The 26,666-nt window shown below is 52.7% G+C and carries 22 protein-coding genes and 1 riboswitch; of the genes, 8 read left to right on the top strand and 14 right to left on the bottom strand.

All coding sequences use genetic code 11. The features are described from left to right. The 3 genes from thiS to xseA all read right to left on the bottom strand — a co-directional run bounded on the left by thiS (window position 1) and on the right by xseA (window position 2,950). Window positions 1–225: a sulfur carrier protein ThiS gene (gene thiS / locus NHM04_RS03375; protein WP_254265645.1), complete on the bottom strand. Its 225-nt coding sequence runs from the start codon at window positions 223–225 to the stop codon at window positions 1–3. Next, a complete protein-coding gene (gene thiO / locus NHM04_RS03370) occupies window positions 218–1,381 on the bottom strand; it encodes a glycine oxidase ThiO (protein ID WP_254265644.1) in 1,164 nt (387 codons plus the stop codon). Before thiO ends, thiS begins: the two co-directional genes overlap by 8 nt. Before the next feature lie 42 nt (window positions 1,382–1,423). Then, window positions 1,424–1,565: riboswitch (TPP riboswitch) on the bottom strand. 14 nt (window positions 1,566–1,579) lie between these two features. After that, window positions 1,580–2,950 carry an exodeoxyribonuclease VII large subunit gene (gene xseA, locus NHM04_RS03365; protein ID WP_254265643.1) on the bottom strand — a complete coding sequence of 457 codons (1,371 nt, stop codon included), beginning with the start codon at window positions 2,948–2,950 and terminating at the stop codon, window positions 1,580–1,582. A gap of 199 nt (window positions 2,951–3,149) precedes the next feature. Between xseA and guaB the strand changes: the two genes are divergently transcribed. From guaB to NHM04_RS03350, 3 genes are all read left to right on the top strand, one after another. Further along, window positions 3,150–4,625 carry an IMP dehydrogenase gene (gene guaB / locus NHM04_RS03360; protein WP_254265642.1) on the top strand — a complete coding sequence of 492 codons (1,476 nt, stop codon included), beginning with the start codon at window positions 3,150–3,152 and terminating at the stop codon, window positions 4,623–4,625. An 82-nt stretch (window positions 4,626–4,707) separates the two neighbouring features. Next, window positions 4,708–6,285: a glutamine-hydrolyzing GMP synthase gene (gene guaA, locus NHM04_RS03355; RefSeq protein WP_254265641.1), complete on the top strand. Its 1,578-nt coding sequence runs from the start codon at window positions 4,708–4,710 to the stop codon at window positions 6,283–6,285. 58 nt (window positions 6,286–6,343) lie between these two features. Further along, complete coding sequence (locus NHM04_RS03350; protein WP_254265640.1) at window positions 6,344–6,895, top strand: YceI family protein; 552 nt, start codon at window positions 6,344–6,346, stop codon at window positions 6,893–6,895. A 10-nt stretch (window positions 6,896–6,905) separates the two neighbouring features. On the opposite strand, the gene NHM04_RS03345 is transcribed toward NHM04_RS03350, so the two are convergent. From NHM04_RS03345 to NHM04_RS03310, 8 genes are all read right to left on the bottom strand, one after another. Further along, window positions 6,906–7,760: a hypothetical protein gene (locus NHM04_RS03345; RefSeq protein WP_254265639.1), complete on the bottom strand. Its 855-nt coding sequence runs from the start codon at window positions 7,758–7,760 to the stop codon at window positions 6,906–6,908. After that, window positions 7,753–10,089, bottom strand: a complete 2,337-nt coding sequence (locus NHM04_RS03340) for a fimbria/pilus outer membrane usher protein (RefSeq protein ID WP_254265638.1) — start codon at window positions 10,087–10,089, stop codon at window positions 7,753–7,755. The genes NHM04_RS03345 and NHM04_RS03340 overlap by 8 nt, the downstream gene beginning before the upstream one ends. Window positions 10,090–10,182: 93 nt before the next feature. Beyond that, entirely contained in the window at window positions 10,183–10,923 is a 741-nt protein-coding gene (locus tag NHM04_RS03335; protein WP_254265637.1) for a molecular chaperone, read from the bottom strand. A gap of 100 nt (window positions 10,924–11,023) precedes the next feature. Further along, window positions 11,024–11,539, bottom strand: a complete 516-nt coding sequence (locus NHM04_RS03330) for a hypothetical protein (protein ID WP_254265636.1) — start codon at window positions 11,537–11,539, stop codon at window positions 11,024–11,026. Between the two features lie 479 nt (window positions 11,540–12,018). Further along, on the bottom strand, window positions 12,019–13,143 hold the full coding sequence (locus NHM04_RS03325) for a helix-turn-helix transcriptional regulator (RefSeq protein WP_254265635.1): 1,125 nt from the start codon (window positions 13,141–13,143) through the stop codon (window positions 12,019–12,021). Window positions 13,144–13,229: 86 nt separating this feature from the next. Further along, window positions 13,230–13,694 carry a VapA/VapB family virulence-associated protein gene (locus NHM04_RS03320; protein WP_254265634.1) on the bottom strand — a complete coding sequence of 155 codons (465 nt, stop codon included), beginning with the start codon at window positions 13,692–13,694 and terminating at the stop codon, window positions 13,230–13,232. A gap of 396 nt (window positions 13,695–14,090) precedes the next feature. Beyond that, window positions 14,091–14,927, bottom strand: a complete 837-nt coding sequence (locus NHM04_RS03315) for a S1 RNA-binding domain-containing protein (protein ID WP_254265633.1) — start codon at window positions 14,925–14,927, stop codon at window positions 14,091–14,093. Window positions 14,928–14,974: 47 nt separating this feature from the next. Continuing rightward, the gene (locus tag NHM04_RS03310) at window positions 14,975–15,553 is read right to left on the bottom strand and encodes an outer membrane beta-barrel protein (RefSeq protein WP_254265632.1); all 579 of its coding nucleotides are present in this window, start codon (window positions 15,551–15,553) and stop codon (window positions 14,975–14,977) included. A gap of 340 nt (window positions 15,554–15,893) precedes the next feature. Here NHM04_RS03310 and NHM04_RS03305 point away from each other — a divergent pair, with 340 nt between their 5' ends. After that, window positions 15,894–18,464: a pectinesterase family protein gene (locus tag NHM04_RS03305; protein WP_254265631.1), complete on the top strand. Its 2,571-nt coding sequence runs from the start codon at window positions 15,894–15,896 to the stop codon at window positions 18,462–18,464. A gap of 66 nt (window positions 18,465–18,530) precedes the next feature. Here the strand turns inward: NHM04_RS03305 and NHM04_RS03300 are convergent, their stop codons facing one another. Both NHM04_RS03300 and NHM04_RS03295 read right to left on the bottom strand, forming a co-directional pair. Further along, window positions 18,531–18,989, bottom strand: a complete 459-nt coding sequence (locus tag NHM04_RS03300) for an EVE domain-containing protein (RefSeq protein ID WP_254265630.1) — start codon at window positions 18,987–18,989, stop codon at window positions 18,531–18,533. Window positions 18,990–18,995: 6 nt separating this feature from the next. Beyond that, window positions 18,996–21,005, bottom strand: coding sequence for a VacB/RNase II family 3'-5' exoribonuclease (locus tag NHM04_RS03295; RefSeq protein WP_254265629.1), 2,010 nt, complete (start codon window positions 21,003–21,005; stop codon window positions 18,996–18,998). A 97-nt stretch (window positions 21,006–21,102) separates the two neighbouring features. Between NHM04_RS03295 and NHM04_RS03290 the strand changes: the two genes are divergently transcribed. The 3 genes from NHM04_RS03290 (at window position 21,103) to NHM04_RS03280 (ending at window position 25,128) form a co-directional block, all read left to right on the top strand. After that, window positions 21,103–22,818, top strand: a complete 1,716-nt coding sequence (locus NHM04_RS03290) for a potassium/proton antiporter (RefSeq protein ID WP_254265628.1) — start codon at window positions 21,103–21,105, stop codon at window positions 22,816–22,818. A gap of 131 nt (window positions 22,819–22,949) precedes the next feature. Next, window positions 22,950–24,575: a methyl-accepting chemotaxis protein gene (locus NHM04_RS03285; protein WP_254265627.1), complete on the top strand. Its 1,626-nt coding sequence runs from the start codon at window positions 22,950–22,952 to the stop codon at window positions 24,573–24,575. A gap of 25 nt (window positions 24,576–24,600) precedes the next feature. After that, a complete protein-coding gene (locus NHM04_RS03280; RefSeq protein ID WP_254265626.1) occupies window positions 24,601–25,128 on the top strand; it encodes a shikimate kinase in 528 nt (175 codons plus the stop codon). 62 nt (window positions 25,129–25,190) lie between these two features. Here NHM04_RS03280 and NHM04_RS03275 read toward each other — a convergent pair whose 3' ends face one another. Further along, window positions 25,191–25,520: a type 1 pili tip component gene (locus NHM04_RS03275; RefSeq protein ID WP_254265625.1), complete on the bottom strand. Its 330-nt coding sequence runs from the start codon at window positions 25,518–25,520 to the stop codon at window positions 25,191–25,193. Between the two features lie 235 nt (window positions 25,521–25,755). On the opposite strand from NHM04_RS03275, the gene adk reads away from it, so the two are divergent. After that, window positions 25,756–26,412 (top strand): adenylate kinase, encoded by a 657-nt coding sequence (gene adk / locus NHM04_RS03270; RefSeq protein ID WP_254265624.1) that lies wholly within the window; start codon window positions 25,756–25,758, stop codon window positions 26,410–26,412. Window positions 26,413–26,666: the final 254 nt, after the last annotated feature.

Below are 26,666 nucleotides of genomic sequence, written 5' to 3'. Positions count from 1 at the left end.
TTAACCTCCGCCTACAGGGGCTACGATATCGATCAAGTCGCCGCTGCCAAGCAAGGTATCAGCGTAGGCCGAGCGAGGCACGAATTCACCGTTGACGGCCGCGGCAAACTTTTCTGGTATTTGTTGCTCACTCTGCCAAAGAGCAGTGGCGTTGGCGAGGTCGGTACCGGCGGGCAGCTCGCAGGACTCGCCGTTTAAAAAGACTTCAATGGTGCGGTTACTCATACACAGGCTCACTGTTGAAAGAATTGTCTCTACGCTCACTCCTCTGTCGCCGTGCTTGCAGCAAATGAGCAAAAGGGCTTTGCCGCTGGGCGTCGAGCAAATGCAGCACATGATCGACTACCGCTGGCGCTAGCAGGTAGCCGTGTCGATAAAGTCCGTTGGCGCTGATCAGGCCGCGCTGGGCGCAAACGCTTGGCATATTGTTGGCAAACGCCGGGCGCAGATTCACGCCAGCTTCAAGTATGCGCGCTTCGGCAAAGGCCGGTGCCAGAGTGTACACAGCGCTTGAAAGCTCGAGGCTGGACTGCAATGAAATAGGGGAGAGGTCTTCGCTTTCAATTTGCGTGGCGCCGATAACAAATCGATTGCCAGGTTTGGGAACGATATACAGCTGATAGCGCGGATGCATCAAGCGCACCGGGCGCTGCAGTGTTACTTCGCATGTTTCCAGGTGTAGAGTTTCACCACGCACGGCGCGCAGTTGGATAAGTGCTGCTCTGGCACCAGCGCCGCGACAATCAATGACTACATCAAAAGAAAATTTTTGCCCAGTAGATTCGCTGATAATGGCAAAAGGCTCGGCGCTCACGGGGGTGTTTTCATATACGCGCACATCTTGCGTACTGATTTGCGCGCTTAGCTGTTGCAGCAGCTGGCGATTGTCCAAATGCGCTTCGGGCGAGAGTAATAAACCCCGTTGAAACTGCCCGCTTAAATCGGGTTCCAGATGCTGCAAATCGTCGCGGTGCAGGTGGCGGATGCTGCAGTCAGCGTAGTGCTGCAGGGGGCGGGTATCGCTGATGAACTGTTCCAGCTCGCTTTCATCTTGCGGGTGGGCCACCAATAAGCTGCCATGTTCGTGCAAGCAAGAACTCGCCTGTGTACCAATGTGGCTCAGCCATTCGCGCCAGCGCTCAATTCCGTAAACGCCCATAGCGTATACATCGGGGCCAGCTTCGGCCGCTTCGCTGATAGGCGCGAGCATGCCGGCTGCAGTGTGGGCGGCGCTTTGTGGTTTGGCGCTGCTGGCTGCATCGAACAGAGTCACTCTAAATCCCGCCGCGCTGAGCTGCCAGGCAAGCAATTGGCCGAGCAGGCCGGCTCCGGCAATGCCTATCTTGGCATCAGGTTTTAAATAAGAGAGATCTGGAGTCACTATTGCCTCGACACATGAGGCTGGAGCAGAGGGAGGCCGCCGATGCTGGCGCTACTTGTTCCCTCCGCAGGTGCCAGCCTGTTCAGGTTCCACGGGTTCGGCCGTACCGATCTCAGCCTTCGTACCACGCAGCACTGGGTCCAGTGTCTGGTTTTTGGTGGTCAAGGCGCCCCGACAAGTGCGCTCAATATAAAGACATTAGCTCGAGGTTGCAATCACCTCGCAGGTAAATTCACCCGTGCCGAGCGTGGTGTTGAGTTGCTGTTTGGGGCGTAAGTCTGAGGCGCTGCGCACCACCTGACCCTGCTCATCCCGCACCACGGCAAAGCCTCTGTTTAACGTTGCCAGGGGGCTGACACTGTCGAGCACGCGGGCCTTTTCGTGCAGTTGCTGCTGCCATTGCCCAAGCTGTCTGTGCATATTTTGCTCGAGGCGCTGGCGCAAGGTGTGCAGGTTGTTTTGTGCCTGTGTCAGGCGCGCTTGGGGGTTCTGGTTCTGTCGCCGTCTTTGCAGATCGGTAAACTGTTGGGCGCAATTGGCCAGGCGTTGTTGCATGCAGCGCGTCAGCCGAATTTCCAGTTGATCCAGCCTCTGAGATTGGTGGCGCAGTGACTCGCCCGGATGACGCAGCCGCTTTTGCAATGCATTGAGGCGGCTGTGTTGTTGCGCCAGCTGGTTGGCAATGGCTTTACCCAGCGCCAACTCCCTCTGTTTTAGAGCGTTCAAATGTTCGCGGATATCCGGCACGGCCATCTCAGCCGCAGCCGACGGGGTTGGCGCGCGGTGATCGGCGACAAAATCGGCGATGGTGAAATCCGTCTCGTGTCCCACCGCGCTGATCAGCGCAATAGGGCAGGCGGCGATCTGGCGGGCGAGCGCCTCGTCGTTAAACGCCCACAAGTCTTCAATTGAGCCGCCGCCGCGGGTCAGAATTAACAGATCAAATAGACCGCTGCGCTCGGCCAGTTGCAGCGCGCGGATAATCGCGGGGGCGGCGCTCTCGCCCTGCACGGGTACTGGCAGCAAGGTCACCTTTTGCGATGGATAGCGCCGCCTGATGACCGCCAGTACATCCCGCACGGCGGCGCCAGTGGCTGAAGTAATAACACCGATATGGTGGGCTTGCGGCGGCAGAGGTAGTTTTCGTTCGGGGGCGAACAACCCCTCGTTGGCGAGCTTGTGCTTTAGCGCCTCAAACGCGCGCTGTAGGGCGCCAAGGCCCGCTTCCTCCATGTGTTCGGCAATGAGCTGGTAGTCGCCGCGACCTTCATAAATGCTCACTCGAGCGCGCAGCAGCACTTGCTGGCCACTCTTTACTGCAAAGCGCACCTGTTGGTTGCGGCCGCGAAACATGGCGCAGCGCACCTGAGCTTTATCGTCTTTGAGGGTGAAGTACCAGTGTCCGGAGCTGGGTTGGGCAAAGTTGGAAATTTCGCCCTCAACCCAAATCAGTGGCAGGTGGGTTTCCAGCAGCTGCCGACTGATCCAGTTAAGCCGCGATACGCTGAGTATTTCGCGCTCGGCTGGCAGGTTATCGGGGTGGGGGTTATCACTTGAGATCGTATTCATCGCGCCATTGTAGCAGAGGCTTTTTGCGCCTTGGCAGTGTTTGTTTTCGGGCGCCGCCGTGCTTTGCTGGCAGTGTTACAAAAATAAAACAAATTCAGCAGGTTACAGTCCTGTCATGAATAGTTTTAAGTTTACCTGTGCGGCACTTTTGCGGTATACTTTCGCGCTTATTTTTCCCAAGCGCAAAGGTTGGATAGCTATGTTGCGAATCGCTGAAGAAGCACTCACGTTTGACGATGTTTTGCTGGTGCCCGGGTATTCCGAGGTGACACCTAAAGATGTGTCGCTAAAAACCCGTCTGACACGCGGTATCGCTTTGAACATTCCTCTGGTCTCTGCGGCAATGGATACCGTTACCGAAGCGCGTTTGGCCATCGCCATTGCCCAGGAAGGCGGCATCGGCATCATTCACAAAAGCATGTCCATCGAAAAACAAGCGCAGGAAGTACGCGCGGTTAAGAAATACGAAGCCGGCGTCGTCAAAGACCCAATCACCATTGAGTCGAACGCTAGTATTAATGATCTGTTGGCCTTGACTAAGGCCAACAATATTTCCGGTGTTCCGGTATTGGAAAATGGCGACCTGGTGGGCATTGTGACCCGTCGCGATGTGCGTTTCGAGTCCAACAAGGACGCGCCGGTCTCCAGCATCATGACCCCCAAAGAAAAGTTGGTGACCACCCTGGAAGGAACTGGCGCTGACGAAATTCGCGCGCTGCTGCACAAGCACCGGATTGAGAAGGTGCTGGTGGTGAACGAAGATTTTAAATTGCGCGGTATGATTACCGTCAAAGATATTAACAAAGCAGAAAAATACCCCAATGCCAGTAAAGACCCAGAGGGTCGTCTGCGTGTGGGTGCCAGTGTTGGCACCAGTGCCGACACCGACGATCGGGTGAAGGCACTGGTGGAGGCGGGTGTCGATGTATTGGTTGTCGACACCGCTCACGGTCACTCAAAAAATGTGATCGAGCGGGTGCGCTCAATCAAGCAAAAATACCCCGAAGTTCAGGTGGTTGGCGGTAATATTGCCACCGCTGAAGCTGCTGTGGCTCTGGCCGAAGCTGGCGCAGACGCGGTGAAAGTGGGTATTGGCCCGGGTTCAATTTGCACCACTCGCATTGTCAGTGGTGTGGGTGTGCCGCAAATTTCTGCCATTGCCAATGTCGTGGAAGCATTGCAGGGCACCGAGGTGCCGGTAATTGCCGATGGCGGCGTGCGTTTTAGTGGCGACTTGGCCAAAGCGATTGTGGCTGGCGCCGACTGTGTCATGATGGGCTCTATGTTCGCCGGTACTGAAGAGGCACCGGGCGAAGTTGAACTCTACCAGGGGCGCACCTACAAGGCCTATCGCGGTATGGGCTCGCTGGGCGCTATGGCTCAGACCCAAGGTTCGTCTGATCGCTACTTCCAGGATGCCAGCGAAGGCGCTGAGAAACTTGTGCCCGAAGGCATCGAGGGGCGTGTACCTTATAAAGGCCCGCTCAATGCGATTGTGCACCAGCTGATGGGCGGCCTGCGCTCGGCTATGGGCTATACCGGTAGCCGCAGCATGCTGGAAATGCGCACCCAGCCCAAATTTGTAAGAGTAACTGCAGCGGGTATGGGCGAAAGCCATGTGCACGATGTGCAGATTACCAAAGAGGCGCCTAACTACCCGGTAAGCGGGCGCTAGGTTCGACCGTTCGATTGATTCAATAACCCCTGTATTCAACTGCAGGGGTTTTTCATTTTCCCATTAGCAAACTGGAACACCCATGACTCAGGACATTCACGCTCAGCGCATTCTGATTCTCGACTTCGGCTCTCAGTACACCCAATTGATTGCCCGCCGCGTACGTGAGGTGGGGGTTTACTCCATTATTCGCGCCTATGATATGACCGAAGCGGAGATTCGCGAGTTTGACCCCAGCGGCATTATTCTCGCCGGCGGCCCTGAGTCCGTTACTGTCGAGAACTCACCCCGTGCCCCCGATGTGGTTTTCACTTTGGGCGTGCCGGTACTGGGTATTTGCTATGGCATGCAGACCATGGCTGAACAGCTGGGCGGTAAAGTACAGGGCTCTGCGGTGCAGGAATTTGGCTATGCCCAGGTAAAGGTTGAAGACGCAGGCCCCTTGTTACACGACATTAAAGACCATGTGGGCGCCGATGGCAGCGCGCTGATGGACGTGTGGATGAGCCACGGTGACAAAGTTGTGGCTCTGCCCGACGGCTTTGAGGTTATGGCCTCTACGCCTTCTTGCCCAATTGCGGCCATGCACTGCGAAGCAAAAGAGTTTTACGGCCTGCAGTTTCACCCTGAAGTAACCCACACACTGCAGGGCAAGCGTATTTTTGAACACTTTGTATTAAAGCTGTGTGGCTGCGAAGCATTGTGGACGCCCGCGAATATTGTTGAAGACGCTATCGTCAAAGTGCGCGAGCAGGTGGGTACGGATAAAGTTTTGCTGGGCTTGTCCGGTGGGGTGGACTCTTCAGTCGTGGCCGCGCTGTTGCACAAAGCCATTGGTGATCAGCTCACCTGCGTGTTTGTGGACAATGGTTTGTTGCGCAAAGGCGAGGGTGATCAAGTGATGGACATGTTCGCCAAGAACATGGGTGTTAACGTGATTCGCGCCGACAAAGAAGCGCTGTTTTTGGGACGCCTGGAAGGCGAGAACGATCCGGAGCGCAAGCGCAAAATTATCGGCAACACTTTTATTGAAGTGTTCGACGAAGAAGCCGCCAAAATTAAAGACGTTCACTGGTTGGCTCAGGGCACTATCTACCCAGACGTTATTGAATCGGCCGCCGCGAAAACCGGTAAAGCCCACGTGATTAAATCCCATCATAATGTTGGCGGCTTACCCGACGACATGAAGTTGGAGCTGGTAGAGCCTTTGCGCGAGTTGTTTAAAGATGAAGTGCGCGCGATAGGCTTAGAATTGGGCCTGCCTTATGACATGGTGTACCGTCACCCGTTTCCGGGGCCAGGTTTGGGGGTGCGCATTCTCGGTGAAGTGAAAAAGGAATACGCCGATATTCTGCGCGAGGCGGACGCGATTTTTATCGAAGAGCTGCACAATGCCGATTGGTACCACAAAACCAGCCAGGCTTTTGCCGTGTTCTTGCCGGTTAAATCCGTGGGCGTGGTGGGCGATGGTCGCCGTTACGAGTGGGTGATTGCCCTGCGCGCGGTAGAAACCATCGATTTTATGACCGCCCGCTGGGCGCACTTGCCCTACGAGCTACTGGAGAAAGTCTCTAACAGAATTATTAACGAGATCTCGGGTGTATCCCGGGTCACCTACGATGTCTCCAGCAAGCCGCCTGCGACTATTGAGTGGGAATAGTCTGCCGCGCAGATTATTCTTATTGCTTGCCTCGCTGCTGCTGTGCAGCTGCGGGGCAGTGCTTTCCACGGATGTAGAAACAGATTTAACCGCCCTTAAACAGGGCAATTATTCGCTCGATCCCAAACACACCAGTGTCCTTTTTAAAGTTTCCCACCTGAATGTCTCTGAGTTTGTCGGCCGCTTTAACCAGGCCAGTGCAGAGCTCGATTATGTACCTGAAGATCCTGCAGCGAGCCGCATTCGCGCGTCGGTAAATATGCAGTCATTGGATGTCAATAATCCGGATTTTGCAGAAACGTTAAAAAGCTGTGACTGGCTCTGTGCTGACACCTATCCCCAAGCGCTATTCGTCTCTGATGGGCGTGCTGAGCGAGACGGCAACACTTTGATATTTCGCGGCACTTTACAATTTCGCGGCGTAACTCAGTCTGCGCAGTTAGATGTAAGAATTAATGGTGCCACTACTAACCGCTTAACCGGCGATTATATTATCGGCTTTGCGGCAAACCTTAGTTTTAAGCGCTCGGCATTCGATATGGGGCGTTTTGTTCCCGCCGTTGGCGATGACATCGATATAGAAATTCACGCCGAATTTATCCGCAATTAAGCGAGCACACTCAAAGAGCCGAGACATCAATAGTGATGGTATCTGCATAATCTCCGCTCGGGACTCCGTCCACTTCGCCGATGGTAATATCCACCGGTAGCGAAACGCCGCGAAAAGTCGGGGCTGCCGGTAGACTAAGTGAGGTTTTACTGCTTAGGTCCAATACCTGCCCCGATAACGCAAATTGATAAGCGACGGCGTACTTTACCAACTCTTTATGTCGCATTGTCCCCTTATTCTCTGATTCAAGAGTCATTAACACATCTTCATTGGCTCGCAGCTGCAGGAATATTCTGCGGCTCAAACCCTCTACCAGTCGGCCGAAATCCAGATGATAAATATCAGGGCCATCGACAAAGGCCGAATCGGTTCCGGCAATATTGAGTTGTGCGCGAGAAGGCGCGTTTATTTGTACCGATAGATACTCCTCCTCCCAGCAGCTTAAGCCGGTGGTGGCACTGGTTGCTTCTAGCTCGTAAGTGGCTGTGGTGACGCCAGCAGCGGGCACTGAGGCATGGGATACCAAAGTATTTAGATTAATTTGCTTGGCTTGGCCCGAATCAATACTCAGTCGAAAGCGATTTTCGTCAATCGTGCGCAATTGAGCGTCACTGGTTTTTGCTTCAAAACTTAAGCTGAAATCGTCAAGCTGGGAGCCCTCAAGCTTGCGAAGTTCGAGAATAAACTCGTCTTCGGCGCCGGTATTTTTTAATTCAAATGTGGTTTTTCCCAGCGCACCCAAGGAGGAAAAGGGCTCGTAATTAACCGAAATAGGTGTGGGCTTAAGGGCAAAGTCTAAACTACAGGCGAGAGCGGGAAACGGTGTTAACAGTACTACCGTGAGCGCAGAACGTAGATTATTCATGGATTAGAACCCTCCCGAGATCAATAAGCGTGTCTTCACCATCAGGAATCTCGATTGTTCCGCGGACGGTGTCTTGGATGACGATATCGTAGCGGCCTTGTGCCAGGCCCTCGGCAAAAAATTGGCCGTTGGTCGAGCTGAAAAACTCTACCGTCGGTGAGTCGTTGGCTTGCGGAATCAATTTGCCCATTAGCAACGCGGCTGGCTGATTCGCCGCTGTGAGCAATATTCCTGTTACCGATTTGTGGGCATCGGTGCCAATAGCAAATTTATAGCCGCTCACAAAGCCGGGCATAATGCGTCTTACACTGTTGGCGAAGGAGTACCCCAGGGGTAAGTCGTCAATCACCACCTCTTGGTCTGACATGATATACGCCAAAGGCGCGGGGATAAGTGCGGGGCCCAGGCCATCGTGTTTAAACATAACTTCGCCGGTCTGCACGACATAGGGGCTCGTCTCTTTTAGTGAAGGGTGAATATCCACCAGAGTAAAACCCGTTGGACTGGAGCGGCCCCAGCCGAGGCTACCGTCGGCATAGCCGAGCGTTGTCGAAAGCTGGATTGAGCTGGCGTGTATTCTGCCGCTGTTAGACTGGTTTGGTTCGACCGAGTTGTGATTGACGCGGGAGTAAAAACGCTGGCCATACCAGGCAGCTTCCATGTCGGCGCTGTGCTCGAGCGAGTCAGAGCCTACCACGGCCTGGGCAGACCAGTCGGAGGTTTCGTTGCGCCTTAAACGTGATAATTCGAGTTCGGTGCGACCCGAGCGTGAATCATAACGGCTGGCGCCCCGAGAGTCCTGCCCTATGGGCAGGGTCAGACTTAAACGAAAAGAGCTTTCGCTGTTGCGATTGGCCCGCTCGGTGTGGGTGGCATTGACGCTCAGGCTCAGCTCGCCAAAGCGACGCGTCAGGCCGAGGTTGGTGGACCAATCGTTTTCATCGTACCGGCGGCGCTGCTGTAGCGTTGCGCCAAAAGAAAAGGATGTGTCGCGATTGTACTTCCATGAGCCGGTTAAGGAGGTTTGCCAGAGCTGGGAGTTGCGTGCATTACCCGCCATAGGGTTGAACATGGTCCGGCCGATTCGCTCGGCGCGAAAGTCGAGTCTTAAGTCCTCTTCTTTGCGCAGGGAAAGATTTAAATGACCATTTACCGCAGCGGACATTCCGTGTTGACCTGTGTATCGGTTTTGCCCCCAGGCCAGATCAAAGGCGAGAAAGCCGTTTCGACCGGCAATAACGGTTGAGTTACCCAGTTGATAACCGGTTGTACTCACTTGCATATTGCCGCCCACGGTTGCCAAGCCAAAACCGCGCAGCAGATACGCTGAGCTGACAAAATCATTGCCACTGTTGTCGTTATAGGCGGGCTCTCCAGCCCAAACGCCAAAGTCCGTGACACCGTCGCCTAAAATTGCGGGAGAGTAAAAGACGGATTTATCGATGATCTCTTCATTGCCCGAGGCATCGCGAATCCTAAATTGTACGTCGTTAAAACCGTCCAGCAGCGGGAAATCATCAAGATCATAGGGCCCGGGAGGAAGATTTATGGATTGCAGTTTGGTGCCATTGACATAAATGTCTACGGTAGAGGGCTGCTCAAGTAAAAGGCTTTGTCGGCCCGTAGGGCGTACATTCTGAAACGGGCGAATCTCTTGGTACTGTCGGTAGACACCGAAACCTTGTATCGTTGTGGACGATTGTAAGCCGCTTCCGAGTATGGGTATTTCCCCCGCCTGCAAACGTGTCGCGCTGGAGAAAAAATCTTTGGTGAGCTTCCAGCCTTCGATATCGGTTTTATCGGTCAAGGTGGAGTTGTAATTCACCGCGCTTTCAATGGTTATGCCTTCAAATCCCCCCAGAGTAATAAAACCTTCGGCGCGCCCGATATCTCTTTGCATCGAGTCAATATCGCCATACACCCAAGAGCTTTGGCCTGACAAGCGCAATCCAGCAGCGACCGGTGCAGGCTGGGCGGCACTGGTTGGCTTGGGGGCTTGCATTCCGCTAAGGCGCAGAACTTTCCCGCCGCGCTGACTTGCCGGCAGGGCCACATTCACGCCCAGAGTCGAGGAGTCGTAACTCACTTGTGCACCGAAGACGCTGAGAGACTGAAACGTCACAAAGTCATTTGACTCGGCTATGGTGGCGAATGCGGTATACAGCTGCTGCGACACAAGGGGTTGAAGCAGTTGCAAGAATCTTTTCGCATCGACAACGCCGTTGCCCGACATGTCAACTTGCAGATCAATATCGCCAAGATAGCGATCATCAAGGTAAAGAGGGCCGGTCAGTTGAAACAGCGCATCTGAATTGTCAGTTGCGCTCACGCTGGGCTCGTTAGCACCTGCATCCAAGCCGAGGAAGATTGACACAAGGATGCAGGTGAAAGTAAAACAAAGCCGACTCGCTTGGCACACAGTTTATTGGCTGGCCAGGGCCGTATTCGGCGTGAAAGTAATAGAGTGAATTTGAGAAAAGGTCTGTGACTGCGAAGGGGGCAGGGTAATCCAGCGACTGTCGCCCGGAAGAATGTAACCACTCTCGCCAATTTCAAGATCATTGTGGGGAATGTTTACTTTGCCGCTATCGGTTTGCGCGGACCATTCGCCCCAATTGAATCTTCCCGCCGCATTGCCGCGATTGACCACGTTCACTTTCCAGCCAGAATTCGTCTCGTCCTGAATGATATTTTCTACTGACAATTGCGGCGCTCCATCGTCAGGCTGGACTAATACGGCGACGTGAAAATCCATGGCGACTTTAATCTGGGCGGCACCTTCTGTGGCCAAAATGGGTACTTGACTGACATGAATGGTGTACAGCGACGACAAAGTATTGGCATCGCCTGTATAGCGAATTTGTATCATTTGACGTTTGCCGGGGGCGAGAATCACCTGGGGCGGAAACACCTGAATGTCATCCGCGGCCGGTTCGCGGGAAACCTTGCCTTCGCTATCGGTAGTGATCCTCTCAGGATTTAGCGCCAGCGTGATAGGCTTGGATTCGGTATTGGTAATGGTGATTCTCTGAGTGCTGCCTTTACCGATAGGCGTCAGTTCAGTGCGTAAGGGCGATACGCTGTAGGCGAAACTGTGGCTGGCTAGCAGCAGAGCGAATGCCGTAATAACGGCGAGACGGATGTGTCGATTAATGAGAGTCATGGGGTTTACCTGGGATCGCGAATGACGGTAAAAACTTATCTGTTAAGCACGACTCCTAAGCAGCCGCCTGAGCAGGCGGCTGCTTAGGACGAGCGGACGATTACAAGCCGTCGATAGAGAAGGTAACGGTATCTTTCAACGCAACGCCGCCAGGCAGAGCGTTGTTAAAACCATCATCAATCTTGAACATCATGCCGTAAGCCGCGCCGTCAGCGTCGGCGAAGTCGGCAACAAAGCCATTCACCTGGTCAGACACATCCAGAGCTTCCCAGCCGCCACTGAACAGGCTGACTGATGGCTGGTTGGCGTTTGGGGTGAACTTCATTTTGTAAGGAGCCGAGTAGTTGCCGCCATCGTCTTGCAAGTTGCTGCCATTGGCCGAGGTGACAGATACTTCGAAACCGTCGGGGTCATTACAAATAACGGCGAAGTTGCCTACGCTCTGCTGGCCGATCACCAGGTTTACGCTGCTGCCGTTTTGTCCAGACAGGGTCAGGGTGCACTGGTAGTCAATTTTACCTTCCAGCTTCAAGCTGTCGGTGTCTGGAGTGGCAGAGGCCGAAGTAGATACCAGGGCAGCCAGAGGCAGTACGGAAGTCAAAAGTAGCTTTTTCATGGGTAGATCCTTTTACGTTAAACATGAATTTTATTGGCTCAAGGAGCCGTTAGTGTTGGGGTGTAACGCCTGAGAGATTTATCAGGCCGTGGCGCCCCCCCCCGCGCGCACGTTCTGGTTAACCAGCGGTATTTCACTCAGGGCGCAATGATCTCGCTCGTCGCGCTTGTTTAGGCTGGTTGTTTACGCCTGCGAGCTGGATTGAGCTGGCAGGTTTATGAGCTTTGAGTACTGTTGTATCTGCAATAGGTAATTCGCTTTTGGAATTAGTATCCAGTATCTATATCTTTTGGGCATTACCCAGATGGGTTATTGAGGGGGAGAAATTTGCTTTTTCTCAAGGTTTTTTTACGGCGCTGTGCTTTTATCTAGAGTTGAGTCAGGACCTGCAGAGGTGAAGCCAGAACAACGAAAACCTAAAAGAGCGCCTTCGTCACTGGAGGGAGGGGGATTAATAAGTGGGGGCTAAATTGAGTGGGCTAAGTCGTCTCGGCAGTGATATTTACCGCTAGCTGAACCTGGTTTTTATAGCCTGTTTTTTTAAAGATATGTTTGAGGTGAATACGTGCGGTGTTGGCAGCTATACCCAGGATTTGCGCGGTAGAGACGGCGTCGCCCGTGTCGCACAGTGCGAAGCACACCTTGGCTTCGGCCTCGCTCAAACCGTATTTTTGGGTCAGGTAGGGGATGGGGCGCTCGCCCTTAGTGGGCTGTTGTTTTAGCGTCAGCAGCCAATGTTGCCCGGTTGATTTACCGATCGGGCTGCTGGATACGCGGCTCGCTTCTAGCTCCCAGATATTGCTGGCGTCGCTCGGGTTGAACCTTGCTCCGTCATTGATACGGGTATGGTTAAGCAGTTGCCACCAGCTGTCAAAACGAGATTTTTCATGGGCGCTGGTACCAAGGCGAAGCTTATTGCCCATGATGGAAATAGATTTGTCCGCCATTAGCAGCTGGTGCGTCGCCGCATTATGGAACAACACATTTAGTTGCTCATCCACCAGCATCAAAGCCTGTGGCACTTTATCGATAGCCTGTTCAAATACCAGCTGGGTGTTACGGGTTTCGCTTAGTAGCTCTAGCGTGTACATAGCCCGCGCAAAATGGCGCTGAAAAAGTTTTGCTCTGTGGCGCTCTTCACGGCCGTATTTTCCCGCGCAGGCATCTCTGGAGCTGGTGAATATTTGCCAGGTCTGGTCTGTTCCCCAGGCAACCCATCCCATAGAGTGACGCGCTCCCAGAGGCTTGAGCACCGTTTGGTAATAGTCAGTTTGGCTGAACTCATCGTAGGAGAGTAGCTCGTCTGATAACAGCAGCTCACCGGCTTTGAGCTTTTGACTCGCCGAGAGAATAAGAGGGTCCCGGAGTTGGCCAGTCTTATTAATGTGCTGGTCGAGTAGGGCGCGAATTAACGCCTCCTGGTCCGCATTTCGGCTTACAGGCTCGTAATGGTGAGTGCAGGTTTTAATAGGATCGTAATGAAGTATTGCTCCGGCTAAATCGTTTTGTTGCTGGAGAAATGTTCGCGTGGCATTTTTTAACGAGCCCTCACGAGTGGTGGCGGCATATACTTGGTCAATTAGCTCTAGGTCACTCGAGTTCATGGCTGTTTCCATATTGTTCTTACTTTGTTAACAAGCAAGCGAGATGCTTAATGAGTAATAGCGGTAGTAAAGTTTCAGGTGGAGAATTATCGCCAACCGCCTTCTCCCTTGCCGGCGGAATACACCTTGTCAACCGCGCCGGCTTGAAAGTGCCCCAATAAGAGTTCATTGAAATCAAAAAAATACACCGCCGTGTAGGCAGGTGTGGCGGTATAGGTAAACTCGCAGGTGCGGCAATAGACATCGTCGAGAGAGCAGCCTTCGGCGGGGTACAAATCTCCGCAAAGGGTGCCGCTATTTGCGAGTCCTTGCCCCCATACTCGACCGCTAAAACAGCGGCCGCCGGCAACGCAGCATCTCACCTTAATGTAATAAATAAGACTGCTAAGGCTGCCCTCGGCGTCAAGTGGTGTTTGCGTGCGCAGACGGTTTTCAGTGGTACTTTCTAACAGTTGTACTGCCCGGCTTAACGCGGACGCATCCAGCATGCCTTTACAGTGTTTGGCGAAATCTGTGGCGAGCCGGATTGGCTGTTCGTTAATTGCAGTCATTATCCCATTCCTTCGGTTCTTCGCGGCGCTACTAAAAACTAACCCTAGCGATGACTTAGTCAGCCTTACTATTACGCGCTATTACATAAGGCTTGAAACTCTAATAAACATATAAGAGCCGGGTTTGGTTAGATTCAAACGTTTTGTCTTGCGCAATATCCAACCCTTGGTGCAGAGCTTCTTATCGTCTTCAGCTACCCAACGACCCTGTGGGTTCTCGAGTGCGAGGGCAGAGATACTAAAGTTGGCGTGTTGCATTCGCGTGTCAAGCGAGAAGAGTGGCGACGTAGAATGACGTTATTTTTATAGTTTTTTCGACTTTGAACTATGGCTTCTTATGATGAGGCTAAGTTACAGCGCGCCAGCTCCTTGTTGCCAGCGCGCCGCCCAGACGGTTCAAGAATTGTTCAAACGAATTTCGTCGGGATCAATGCTTATCAGGCGCTGCTTGTAAAGTGCGCCCAAGGCTTTTTTATAAGCGCCTTTACTGACGTTAAACTCGCGGTAAATATCATCCGGTTGCGCGCGATCGTTTAACTCGCTGCGACCACCATTGGCGCTGAGGTGATCGAGAATTTTTTGCTGCAAGCGATCGCGACCTTTATCTCCCAGTGCTTGCAGGCTTACATCAATCTTTCCATCGCGGCGGATGTTTTTTATATAGCCACGGGTGCTTTCTCCATAGCTTAAGGGGCGAAAGGCATCGTCGCGAAAAATAAGCCCCAGATATTGATTGTCAATAATCGCCTTGTACCCCATATCGCTTTTGCCGCAGATGAGTAAATCTACCGCCTGATTAACTTTGAGCTGGCGGCTGGTTTCGTCCAGGTGTTTGTTGAGCTTAGAGGAAGCGGCGATGCGCTGGCTGTAGGGGTCGAGAAACAATGTCACCACGTAGGAGCGGCCAAGTTCAAAGCGTTTGTGCTGTTCGTTAAAAGGTACCAGCAAATGTTTGGGCAGCCCCCAGTCCATAAACGCCCCGGCATCGTTAATGTCCACAACGGGCAGGTACGCCGCTTCGCCGACACAGGCGCGGGGCTTTAGGGTGGTGGCGACGGGTATGTCATTGCTGTCCAGGTGAATAAAAACATCCATCTCGCTGCCCAAGCCCTGCTCATCATTGAGATAGCGCTTGGGTAGTAGGATGTTGCCCAGTTCTGCGCCGTCGAGATAAGCGCCGAAATCGACAAGTTTAACAATAGGAAGGCGGGCGAACTGTCCAATTTGGGCCATGGGAAGGGTTCCGGCAAAGCCACTATTGTAGCTTTGCCGGCAGCGTACTAAAAGTTCATTCGTGCGCCCAGGGCAATAGATTCGCCTTCGTCTGAGAAGCTGGTGTCCAAAGTGCCAGCAATAGCCTTGGTAAACCAATAGTTGGCGCCCAGGTTCAGTTCAGTAGTGTCATCAAACACCGTGTGGTGCGCGATTTCGGCTTTGCCTTCCAGTTGCTGAAACATCCAGCCGCGCGCGCCAATAGCGGCAACCAAGCCAGTGTCGCTATCGCCGTGATCTGGGTCGGTGCGCTCTGCGCTCAAGGTGCCGTACAGGTCCCAGCCGGGTGTTAGCAGGGTGTGATAGCCGGCGCCAAGCTGGATGGTGGTAGAGCCGCAGCTCTTATCACCGCTAACATCCGTAAGGCTGCCCACTGCGAACCAGGGGCCATCAATAGCGTAGCTGCCGTAGGCGCTCAGGCCGTCTTGATTGCAATCATAATCGTCCAGATTCTGTTCCACATATTCCAGGCCACCGTAGGTGTAGCTGACCGACGCACCGTTAGCCGATTGAGCCTGGGTGCTGTGGGCGCCCAAGCTGAGTAGGGCGGCGGTAGAAAGGGCAATGCAACGAATTGGTTTGACCATTGTGTGACTCCTTAGTCGCTTAAAATTGGGTTGCGAACTATAGAGCAATCTGTGGGCCAGGGGGGCAGTTCCCGGTTTGGTTTGTGTATTCGGTCACGTAAGTGCTTTTAGAATCGACACTTAGATCATGTTTTATCCAGAGAAATAAGATGAAATTGTAGCTTTTACAGTGACTTAAGCGATTATCTACAAGAATCTTCTTAGGTGTGCCAAGATGAATTTATCATACGATTGTTTTTGGTATGACTGTGTCGTATAGTTGGTAAGGCCAAATAACGGCTTGTGGTCAACGCGGTATTGCGTGGGCAAATAATAATCACACAATAATAAGGAACAGCGTATGAATAGAATGCTATTGGTGTCGGCGGTGGTGCTTATGGGCAGTCTGGCCGGATGTGGCAGTGACAGTGATGACGATGACCCTATTGTTATCAAAGTACCCTCCGAGCAAGACTCTACTCCCGAACCCGAACCCGAACCCGAACCCGAACCCGAACCCGAACCCGAGCCTGAAGTCCCGAGTGGGCCTTTTGTGTGCCCGGAAACCGGCCTTTACTTCTGTGAAGATTTTGCCTCGGGTGATTTGTCGCGCTGGAATATTCTGGCAAGCCCTGAAAACACCGAAGGTGCGACCGGTGAGTTCGATATTCTTGACGATAATGGCAACAATGTTCTGCGCTATACCGCCGCTACCGCGGGGCCGAATAAAGTAGACGGGGAGTTGTTACTGGTAACTCCAGAGGCATTCGCCGATGTCCCGTCAGCAGATTATTTTGTTGAGGCGCGCATTCGCCCACGGCAAAACAGCAATACCGCGAGTAAATTTCTTTACATGATGGCGCGTTACGACAGCCCTGGAAATTGGTATGCCGGTGGTTTGAATGTGCAAAACTCTTCCAGCAGCACCAAGGTTGAAGTTGCCAAAAGTGAAGCCGGCTCTATTTCGCGCCCGGTGCAGGCAGGCAAACCAATTTTACTGGGTGAAGCGGGCGAGACGGATGGCGTTTGGTATACCGTGCGTTTTGAGTTGATTGGCGATGCTTTGAGTGTTTATTTAAACGGTGAGAAGCTCGGCACCAGCGAAGAAAACCTGTACGGAGAAAAAGGCCTGATTGGTCTTTATACCTACAACCGCTCGTTTGAAATCGACGACATAAAGGTCGGCGACCCAGCGGTCAAACCTGTACAGCTCACCATTGATTATGCAGAGCCCACATGGGAAGTAGAAGCCGGTAACTCTCCGTTACAGGTTACGGTCGCAGCGCTACAGGATGACGGTGTCACGGCTGATACTTTTAGCGTCGAGTCGTCCGATCCAGCGGTGGTGAGCGTGAGCACCGACGGTAATTTGGTAAGCCTGACGCCGCTCGCCCAAGGTGAGGCGAGTATTACTTTTACCAGTGGCTCTGATGGCAGCATTACGCGCAGCATTGATGTGGTTGTGGCTGAAGGCTTTACTATGCCCAGTGAGACCTACGGTGACCTGGCCAATAAAGTAATGCCGGCTGTCGCAGCGACCGATGTGCATATTGATCAGCCGCTTTCAATTACCTTTGACGATACTCCGCAACTGGGTGATATCGGATCTGTGCGGATATTCCGTAGCAGCGACAATGCGCTGGTGGACGTTATTAATCTGGGGCCAGAGATCAATCACATCGGTTACCCCGGTCAGGATCGGGTGCGCAGTGTGTACTATCAGCCCTTTATGATTGACGGCAACACCTTGCACATTCAGCCGCATACGGGAGTACTGGAGTATGGGGCGGATTATTATGTGGCCATTGGTGACGGCGTTGTGAACGCAACCTTGAACGGCAAAGCGTTTGCCGGTTTAGGCGAAACGGCGGGTTGGAGTTTTAGCACTAAAGCTGAAAAGCCGACGGGAACCGAGGTGATTGTCGATGACGATGGCGCCGCTGATTTCCGTTCAGTGCAAGGCGCGCTTAACTACATGATGGCGGACGTGGGTAAAGATGACGCGGCGGTGATTACGGTGAAAAACGGCTCTTATCAAGAGATGTTGTTTTTGCGTAATAAAAACAATCTGACCATTAAGGGCGAAAGCCGCGATGGTGTGGTTATTCACTACGATAATTACGAGTCGTTCAACGGTGGTTCTGGCGGCAGTGCAGCACCAGGGCCGGGTACACCGGGTGGTGGTCGCAGTGTGTTCTTGGTTGAAGGGGCCGACAATTTAGTGCTGGATACCCTAACGCTGAAAAATGATCACCTGCGTGTGGATGATGCTTCGAACCAGGCTGAAACCATTTACTTCAACAGCAGCTATCGTTTGATCGCAAAAAATGCGAATTTCATCAGCGAGCAAGACACGCTGTTGTTGAAAGGGTATACCTGGTTTTACGACACCTTAGTAGCCGGTAATGTGGACTTTATCTGGGGTTACAGTGTGGCGTCACTGTTTGAAAACAGTGAGATTCGCTCGCTGGGTGACTCGAAAAGCAGCTCGAACGGCGGCTACGTGTTACAGGCTCGCACGCAAAACATCACCGATCCGGGCTTTGTGTTTTTAAACTCGCGTTTAACTCAGGGGCCAGGGCCGAGCGGCAATGTGATTCCTGCCGGCGCATCTTACTTGGCTCGCAGTGGTGGCAGCGCCGATTACTTTGACAATGTCACTTTTATTAATTGCGCAATGGACAGCCATATCAATGCTATCGGCTGGGCTGGAGAGGGTATTAACAGCCAGCCCGCACCTAATCCGGTTGTTGCCAGTGCAGAGTCTGGCTGGCGTGAGTACGGCAGCACAGATTTGGATGGTGTGCCGTTAGATTTGAGCAGCCGGGAATTCGGTTATGTGTTGAGTGCCGGTGAGGCTGCGCCTTTTATGGATCGTGCTTCGGTGTTTGCCGGTTACAACGGTGGTGAAGGTTGGAACCCTGAACCTTAGCCGTTCATGCTTGGTACGAAAAAACGCCGGCAATTGCCGGCGTTTTGTTATGGAGCTTTAGAACGACTAGCGGCTCAGTTCAACAATGGTCTGCCATTGTTCTTGGGTTACCGGCTGTATCGATAGCCGTCCCTGCTTTAAAAGAATCATCTCTTCGAGCTGCTGAATCTCTTTGATGGTGGATAACAACACCGGCGTCTTGAACCGCTGATCTAATGTAATGTCCACACAAAACCAGCGCGGTTGGTCGGGGGTTGCTTTAGGGTCAAAGTAGGGGCTTTCGGGCAGATACTGTTGTGGGTCCGGGTAAGCGGTTTTAACCACGCTTGCCGTTCCCACAATCCCTATGTGTTTGCAGCGGCTGTGATAGAAAAACACCTCATCGCCCAGCGCTACTTTATCGCGCAATAAATTGCGTGCCTGATAATTGCGAATGCCGTCCCAACGCGCGGTTTGCTTTGGCTCACGCGCAAGGTCGTCAATACTGTAGCAGTCGGGTTCCGATTTAAACAGCCAGTATGCCATGCCCAATTACTGAGTTGTTTGCTCTTGTTTGTCAAACGCTTGCAGTCGTTCGGCCATGGCCGGGTCGACCAGTTCGAGACTGATACGACGGCTGTTTACGTCGACATCTTTAATTTTTACCGCGACCGTTTGGTCCAGGAAAAACTCAGCAGTGTCGGTTACCAGACTGAGTCGGCGGCTATCGAACTTAGGTTTGGGCTGGCCTTTTTCTGCCAGCTGGACAAAACCATCGGTACCTACCTCTTCTAAGCGCACGCTAATGCCCCGGGCGCTGACACCGGTAATGGTGCCAAACTGTACAGTACCCAAGTGTTCGCTCAGGTATTGGCACAAAAGCCATTGCTCAAGGGTGCGACTGGCCTGGCGGCCGATGCTGAGAGTCTCTTGCAGTGCTATTGCCTGTTCTTCATTCGTTTGCTGCGGTGTTTCGCCTCGCAAAATGGCTTTTAGCACCATGTGATTGTGCAAATCCTGGTAGCGGCGAATCGGTGAGGTAACCGTGGCATAGGAATTAAAGCCAAGGCCGAAGTGGCCCACCGGTTGGGTAGTCAGGCTTCCAGCTTGTTGCATGCGTTGCAACAGCGACAGCAGCCGCGCCTGATCTTGCGAGTGCACGGCGTTTTGGCGCAGAGTTTTAAACAGGCGCTGAAAGTTTTCTAGTTGGGTAAAGTCTAACTCCGACAGCTCGGGCAACACTTCTGCCACCAGTGCCTTTACATCGTCCAGGCGTTCGGGGCGAAAGCCGATGTGGCCGGAATAATAGGCGCTATTGGGATGCGTATTGAAAAGTTCGCCCGCACAGATATTGGTTGCCAGCATGGCTTCTTCGACGACTTTCTGCGCAGTATTACGCAGACGCTTTTCGATGCGCTCAATCTTTTTATTGTCATTAAGCCAGTACTGATAGTCGGCGCGGTCTTCCATCACCAGGGCATTTTCCTGGCGGTAGTTTAATCTCGCTTTAGCGCAGTCAGCCAGAGCCCGCAGGCTGGCGATGATCGTTGCGGGCAACTCCTGCTCTAGGGTATCGCCACTGTCGTCAAGCAGTTCGCTAACGTTTTGATAGCTGAGCTTGTGATGAGATTTAATGTTTGCCGTATTAAAAGTGTAGTGTTCGATGCTGCCGTCGGAGTTGATGTCCATTGTGCAGATAACAGCTGGGCGCTCGGCGTCTGGAATCAGCGAAAAAGTCTCGTGCGAGAGTTCAGTGGGCAACATGGTGATCGGATGGCCCAGCAGGTACAGCGTGCTGACCCGCTCTTGCGCTGTCTGCTCCAGCGGGCTGCCCAGCTCAATCAGACTGCTGGGGTCGGCAATGGCGGAAATCAGCCGCCAGCCGTTAGCGGTCTTTTCGGCGTAGAGGGCGTCGTCCATGTCCCGAGTGAACTCCGAATCGATCGTAACAAATGGAATATCGCTCAGATCTTCGCGCTCCAGTCCCTGCAATGCGTCTGGCTTGATGGTTGCCGCCTGGGCTGCAGCCGCTTCGCTCCATTCGCCGGGAAGCTGGAACTTGGCGCAAATATAGCGGCCTTCAATGCCGGGTTCTTCGGGTTTGCCAATCCGATTGATAACCCGAATCTGCGCTTTACCTTCGTGCTTAAATGGGTGGCGAATCAGCTCGCATTGCACTAAATCGCCCTCACTGCAGTTGGTGCGCTCTTGTGGTGGGATAAACAGCCAGCGGCTAAAGGGGGGGAGGTCAGGCTCGACAAAATGCGCGGGGCCTTTGCGTACGTAGCGACCGACAAAGGTGCTCAAGCTGGACTCCAACAATGACTCGAGCGTTGCTTCGAGTTGCTTTTTGCTGTTTTCAGTCAGGCTAATTTTTACCCGATCACCCGGCAGCACGCGCAGCATCTGGTCTGGGTCAAGAAAGGCGTCGCGGCCGTCGTCTAGGCGGACAAAGCCAAAACGTTTGGCTGTAGGCCTGACTACACCTTCGGCATATTCTTTATTAGAGACAATATTAGATTTTAATTGCGATAGCTGCGACAGCGCGTCTTTACTGAGCATGAATAAACAACTTGTTTCTGGCGGGTTTAAAAACGAAATAATAACACCAAATAGAGGTTCTCGCTGTGATCGGCCCACTGTGTAGTATCATTTCCCTATGGATATTCTAAATCAGCTTATTTTATTGGGTGCTGTATTATTTTTAATCAGTATCCTCGCCAGTGCACTCTCTCCTCGGGTGGGCATGCCGCTGTTGCTGGTGTTTTTGTTGGTGGGCATGCTCGGTGGTGAAGACGGCATTGGCGGTATTGCCTATGACGATGTGCAGTCGGCGTTGTTTTTAGGCACCCTGGCGCTGGCGGTTATTTTGTTTGACGGTGGATTGCGCACGGATATCCACAATTTTCGTGTCGGCCTCAAGCCGGCCTTGTCGCTGGCCTCTCTGGGGGTTGTTATAACTGCGGGCGTCTGCGGCGCCTTTGCCGCCTGGATGCTGGGCCTGCCCTGGGTGGAAGGCATGCTGGTGGGTGCCATTGTCGGCTCGACCGACGCGGCGGCGGTATTCTCTGTGTTGAATATGCAGGGGCTGGCACTCAAGGCACGTGTGGGTGCGACCCTGGAGATTGAGTCCGGTCTTAACGACCCCATGGCGATTTTCCTCACTTTGACAGTGGTGGAGTTTATCCGTATGGGTGAGACCGGGTTTAACGCTGCTATGCTATTGGGGTTTGCCTGGCAGATGGGCGTGGGTGCTCTGGTGGGGGTACTGGGGGGGCGAATACTGGCCTGGGGCGTAACCCGTTTGGCTCTCAGCCCAGGGCTCTATCCGCTGTTAGCTCTGTTTGGGGGCGTGTCTATTTTTGGCCTGGCTGCCGTGCTCCACTCCAGTGGCTTTCTGGCGGTTTATTTGGCCGGTTTGATGGTGGGCAACCGTGTATCGCGAGGCCTATACAACATTCAGCGCTTTCACGATGGCATTGCTTGGTTGGCGCAAATCAGTCTGTTTTTGATGCTGGGTTTGCTGGTTACCCCAACAGAGCTTGTGACCTACGCGCCCAGCGCTTTGCTTATCGGTCTGTTTTTAATCTTTATCGCCAGGCCGCTGGCGGTGGCGATTTCTCTGTTGCCGTTTCAGTTTTCCTGGCGCGAGCAGCTGTTTATTTCATGGGTGGGGTTGCGTGGCGCCGTGCCGATTGTGCTGGCTATGTTTCCCTGGTTGGCCGGACTTGAGCATTGGCCCTTCTTTTTTAACATTGCTTTTTTTATCGTCATTATCTCCCTGGTATTACAGGGCTGGACAGTGGCACCTTTAGCGCGGTGGTTAAAAGTAGATGTGCCCACCAGCTCATCGCGAGTCCAGCGTGTGGAGCTGGGTGTGCCAGGGCAGGCGGGTTATGAGTTTGTGGGCTATAAGCTGCTCGCGGATTCCCCTGCGCTTAAGGCGGGGGTCACGCGTCTCGAGGAGAGCACCGGAACGCGTTTGCTCTGTGTGATTCGAGAGGGCGAGCCCCTCGCCGAGCCGAGTAATGGTCCGCTGCGAGAAGGCGATCACGTCTACCTGTTGGCCCGGCCCGATGCCCTTAGCGTGCTGGATAAATGGCTGGTGGGGGAGAGAGAGCCAGATCGCTTGTCGGCCCAGGCCTTTTTTGGCGAGTTTGTGGTGTCGCCTCTGGCCAAGCTTATGGATTTAGGGCTGCTCTATGGATTTGAGGTGCCGGAAGAAATGGCCAATTGGAGTATAGGGCGCTACATCTACCGCCGCTATAAACAGCCTGTGGTGGGGGACCGAATTACCCTTGGCAAGGTCGAATTTATCGTTTTGGAGATGGCTGACTCCCGCGTCACCAAGGTTAGTTTGAAGTTAAAAAGCTAGGCTGAAATTAAGTTTTTACTCGCCGGGCCGATAACCTGCTGTATGACAGTTTAGACGACAAAAACTGTACTACACTAAATGCAATATCCGCCCAAATCGAGGGAAACACTATGCTGCGCTGGTATAATAATATGGGCTTTCGGTGGAAGCTGACTTTGCCACTTTTGGTGCTAGTGGCGTTGTTTCTCTATTCAAGTATTTATTCTGTATTGTCGGCGAGAAAACTGGCCGAAAATGCCGATACAATTGCTGAAATAAATCTGCAGGAGCTGCAGCTGTTGCTGCAAGCGGATCGTGATTTGTATCAGGCGTTAACCGCTGAGCGGACGGCCTTTGTAAATGGCGCCAGTGGCGTCAGCGTGGCCACCTTGATGGCTGAGCATAAAGAAAATGCCCTGCAGGCGCGGGACAGGTTTTTGCAATCGTTGGCTTTGTCGAACAGTAGTGTCGACGCGGAAAAGTCTGAATTTATTACGCTCTTTGACGCCTGGTATGAGTACAGTCGCGCGCTGATTGAGCGCGCCGCCACAGGTGACCCCGATAGTATTGACGACTTCGAGCGCGAAGGTTACGAGCGTAGCTATGAGCTGTTTGAAGCGGTGAGAACCCATATAGACGTAGTAGGCGAGCGGCGCCTCGTACATGTCGATGAGTTTACGCAACAAATTTTGGCCGACGAAGAGGCGATTACTACTCAGCTGATTGGTATTGCCATCGTGTGCACTCTGATTGCGATCGCCGCCGCATTAGTTCTGCCGGTTATGGTGATTAAACCACTCAAATCTATCAGTAACCGCATCCAGAACATCGCTGAAGGCGACGGCGATCTGACTATTCGTATCGACGCGCAAAACAACGATGAGCTGGGCGAGTTGTCCGGTCATGTCAACCACTTTATGGAGAAGCTGCAACATCTGATTGGTCAAATACGAACCAATACCGAAGAAGTTACTCAGGCAGCTAACACCATGCTGAGTGTTTCAGAGCGCAGCCAGAGTGCTGCGGATGAGCAGTGCCACTCCATTACCATGGTGGTGACGGCGGTTAATGAATTAACCGTTGCTATCCATGAAGTGGCGCAGAATACCAATGAAACCGCCGACAGCGCTAAACGCGCCAGTGACGTGACCGAATCGGGTCAGGAGCGAATTCGCGTCGCGGTAAGTCGGGTGCAGGAGTTGTCTAACCGCATTGCAGAAACTGCCCAGGTAATGGCCAAACTTGAGGATGAGGCAAAAAATGTGACCTCGGTGATCGATGTAATCCGAGGAGTGGCCGAGCAGACGAATTTGCTGGCGCTGAATGCGGCCATTGAGGCTGCGCGTGCCGGCGAGCAGGGCAGAGGTTTTGCTGTCGTGGCCGATGAGGTGCGCACCCTGGCCAGTCGTACCCAGGAGTCCACGGAAGATATTCAACAAATGCTGGCGCAGCTGCAAACGGGCGTGCAAAGCGCGGTGTCTGCGATGAACTACTCCAATGAAATGACCGGCGAGGCAGTGCAGGCGGCTAACGATGGGGGCGAATCTCTGGTCAGTATCAGCGATGCTGTGGGTTCGATTACCAATATGGCGATTCAAATTGCCTCTGCAGCCGAAGAGCAGAGCTCTGTGACGGCCGATATTGATAAAAACCTGGTGGAAATCAATCAATTGGCCATGAATACGTCGGACGATGCGGCCAAAACGGCCAACGCCAGTCGCGAGTTAAGTGCGCTGTCACAAAATTTGCGCGATCTTGTGGGTAGCTTTAGAGTGTAGGCCTTGGCCTATACAGGAGCACAACGTGAAGCGCAGTGACAGTATTATTCTTATTGGTATGCCGGGTGCTGGGAAAAGCACCATAGGCGTTTTATTGGCAAAGGAGTTGGCCCGTGAGTTTGTCGATACGGATTTACTGATTCAGACGCACGCGGGCAAGACCCTGCAGGATATCGTCTACGAAGCAGGTTATTTGCATTTGCGGGAGCTGGAAGAGGCGACATTATTGCAGCTTAGTTGCGACCAGCATGTGGTGGCCACTGGCGGCAGCGCGGTCTACAGTGATGCCGCCATGGCGCTGCTTAAGTCATTGGGTCAAATCGTATATTTGCAGCTGCCCGAGCAAGAATTGGTCGAGCGTATCCACAATATGAGTACCCGCGGCCTGGCAAAGCCAGCTGAGCAGAATTTTGCTGAGGTGTACGCCGAGCGAGTACCTCTATATGAAAAGTATGCCGATATCACCATCGACTGTCGCGACAAAAGCCCGGCGCAGATTGTGGATGAAATTATCTACCAGGAAGCTGAGCAGTACGCCGACATGGATGCCTAATTTAGAATGACCGCTGACCAGAACTAAAAAAGCGCAGCTGAGCAGCTGCGCTTTTTTAATATCTAGCTTTTTAATACTTTGAGTTGTTCACTGCTCAGCTGCAGGAAGCGAGAGGTGGGGCCTGCGTCTTCGTAGATTTCGTCACCAAATTCATCATGAGCCACGACTTTACTGCCTTTTATATAAGGCATTGAAGCTTCCAGCTCGTAAAGAGCGCTGGCAATTAAGTCGGCTATGAGCTGTTCCCGGGTCTTTTTAGGATACATTTTCGCCAGCGCTTCGAGCTTGGCCGCTACCTCTACCGGCAACTTGATGCTGTAGTCGTTGCTGGTCAATTCGCCACTGGCGGTTTTCTCCCAGTAAGTCAGTAGTTCTCCGGGCTTTATATCCATGGTTTATACCTCGCCAATATTACTGAATTTGCCCGCTCGACTGGGCCTGTGTACTTTGAATATAGAATAAAAGTATTTGTAAAACAATGGTTTATCCGCCACCCGGAGCGTCTTCTTGTGATTGTGTTGGCAGCCGTGTATCGTATCGCCTTTTTTCTATACAGCAAGAATTGCGTGCACACTGTCCGCTACACGGCGGCAATTGCTGCAAATAATACTGAGGAGTGGCAGACGTATGAAGGTCATCTTACTGGGGGCGCCGGGTGCAGGGAAGGGCACGCAGGCAAAAATGATTATGGACAAGTTCGGCATTCCGCAAATTTCTACCGGGGACATGTTGCGTGCTGCGGTAAAGGCGGGTACCCCTTTGGGTGTGCAGGCAAAAGATATAATGGCGGCCGGCGGCCTGGTGCCAGATGATCTGATCATCGCTTTGGTTAAAGAGCGTATCGCAGCCGATGATTGCGTCAAAGGTTTTTTGTTTGATGGTTTCCCTCGTACCATCCCTCAAGCTGAAGCCTTGCTCGAAGCGGGCATTGATATTGACCATGTAATTGAAATTGACGTGGCCGATGAAGAGATTGTTAGTCGCTTAAGCGGTCGTCGCGTGCACGAGGCTTCTGGCCGTGTATATCACATAGAGCATAATCCACCTAAAACCCCAGGCCTTGATGACGAAACCGGCGAAGAGTTAGTACAGCGTGAAGACGACAAAGAGGAAACTGTACGTAAGCGTCTGGCGGTTTATCATGAACAGACAAAACCACTGGTAGATTTTTATCAGCAGCTTGAGGCGAAAAATCCAGATACTGCGCCCAAGTTTACCCGCGTAGCAGGTGTTGGCAGCGTCGATGCCATTCGCACACAATTATTCTCGGTGTTAAGCGATTGACTACATTCGATAGCTTGATAAATTCCAGATAATAAAAAAGGCCCGCAGGGCCTTTTTTATTATCTGGAATTTATTGTGAGCCAATTTTTCCACGGGACTAAGTCGTTATTTCTCACTTTTATTGAAAAAACTTAAAAATAACTACAGTTTTGCCTGAGAAACGTGCAATTTGAGTATTTTTTAAATATATTTACAATGCTCCTGCAGCGTTAAATGTGCTGTGCATTCACAGGTGCGACAAAGCAAAAACATAT

It is taken from the genome of Gilvimarinus sp. DA14 (genome assembly GCF_024204685.1).
Taxonomy (GTDB): Bacteria; Pseudomonadota; Gammaproteobacteria; order Pseudomonadales; family Cellvibrionaceae; genus Gilvimarinus.
Note: the sequence above shows the minus strand (reverse complement) of the source record. Positions and strands in the feature narration are given on the sequence as shown.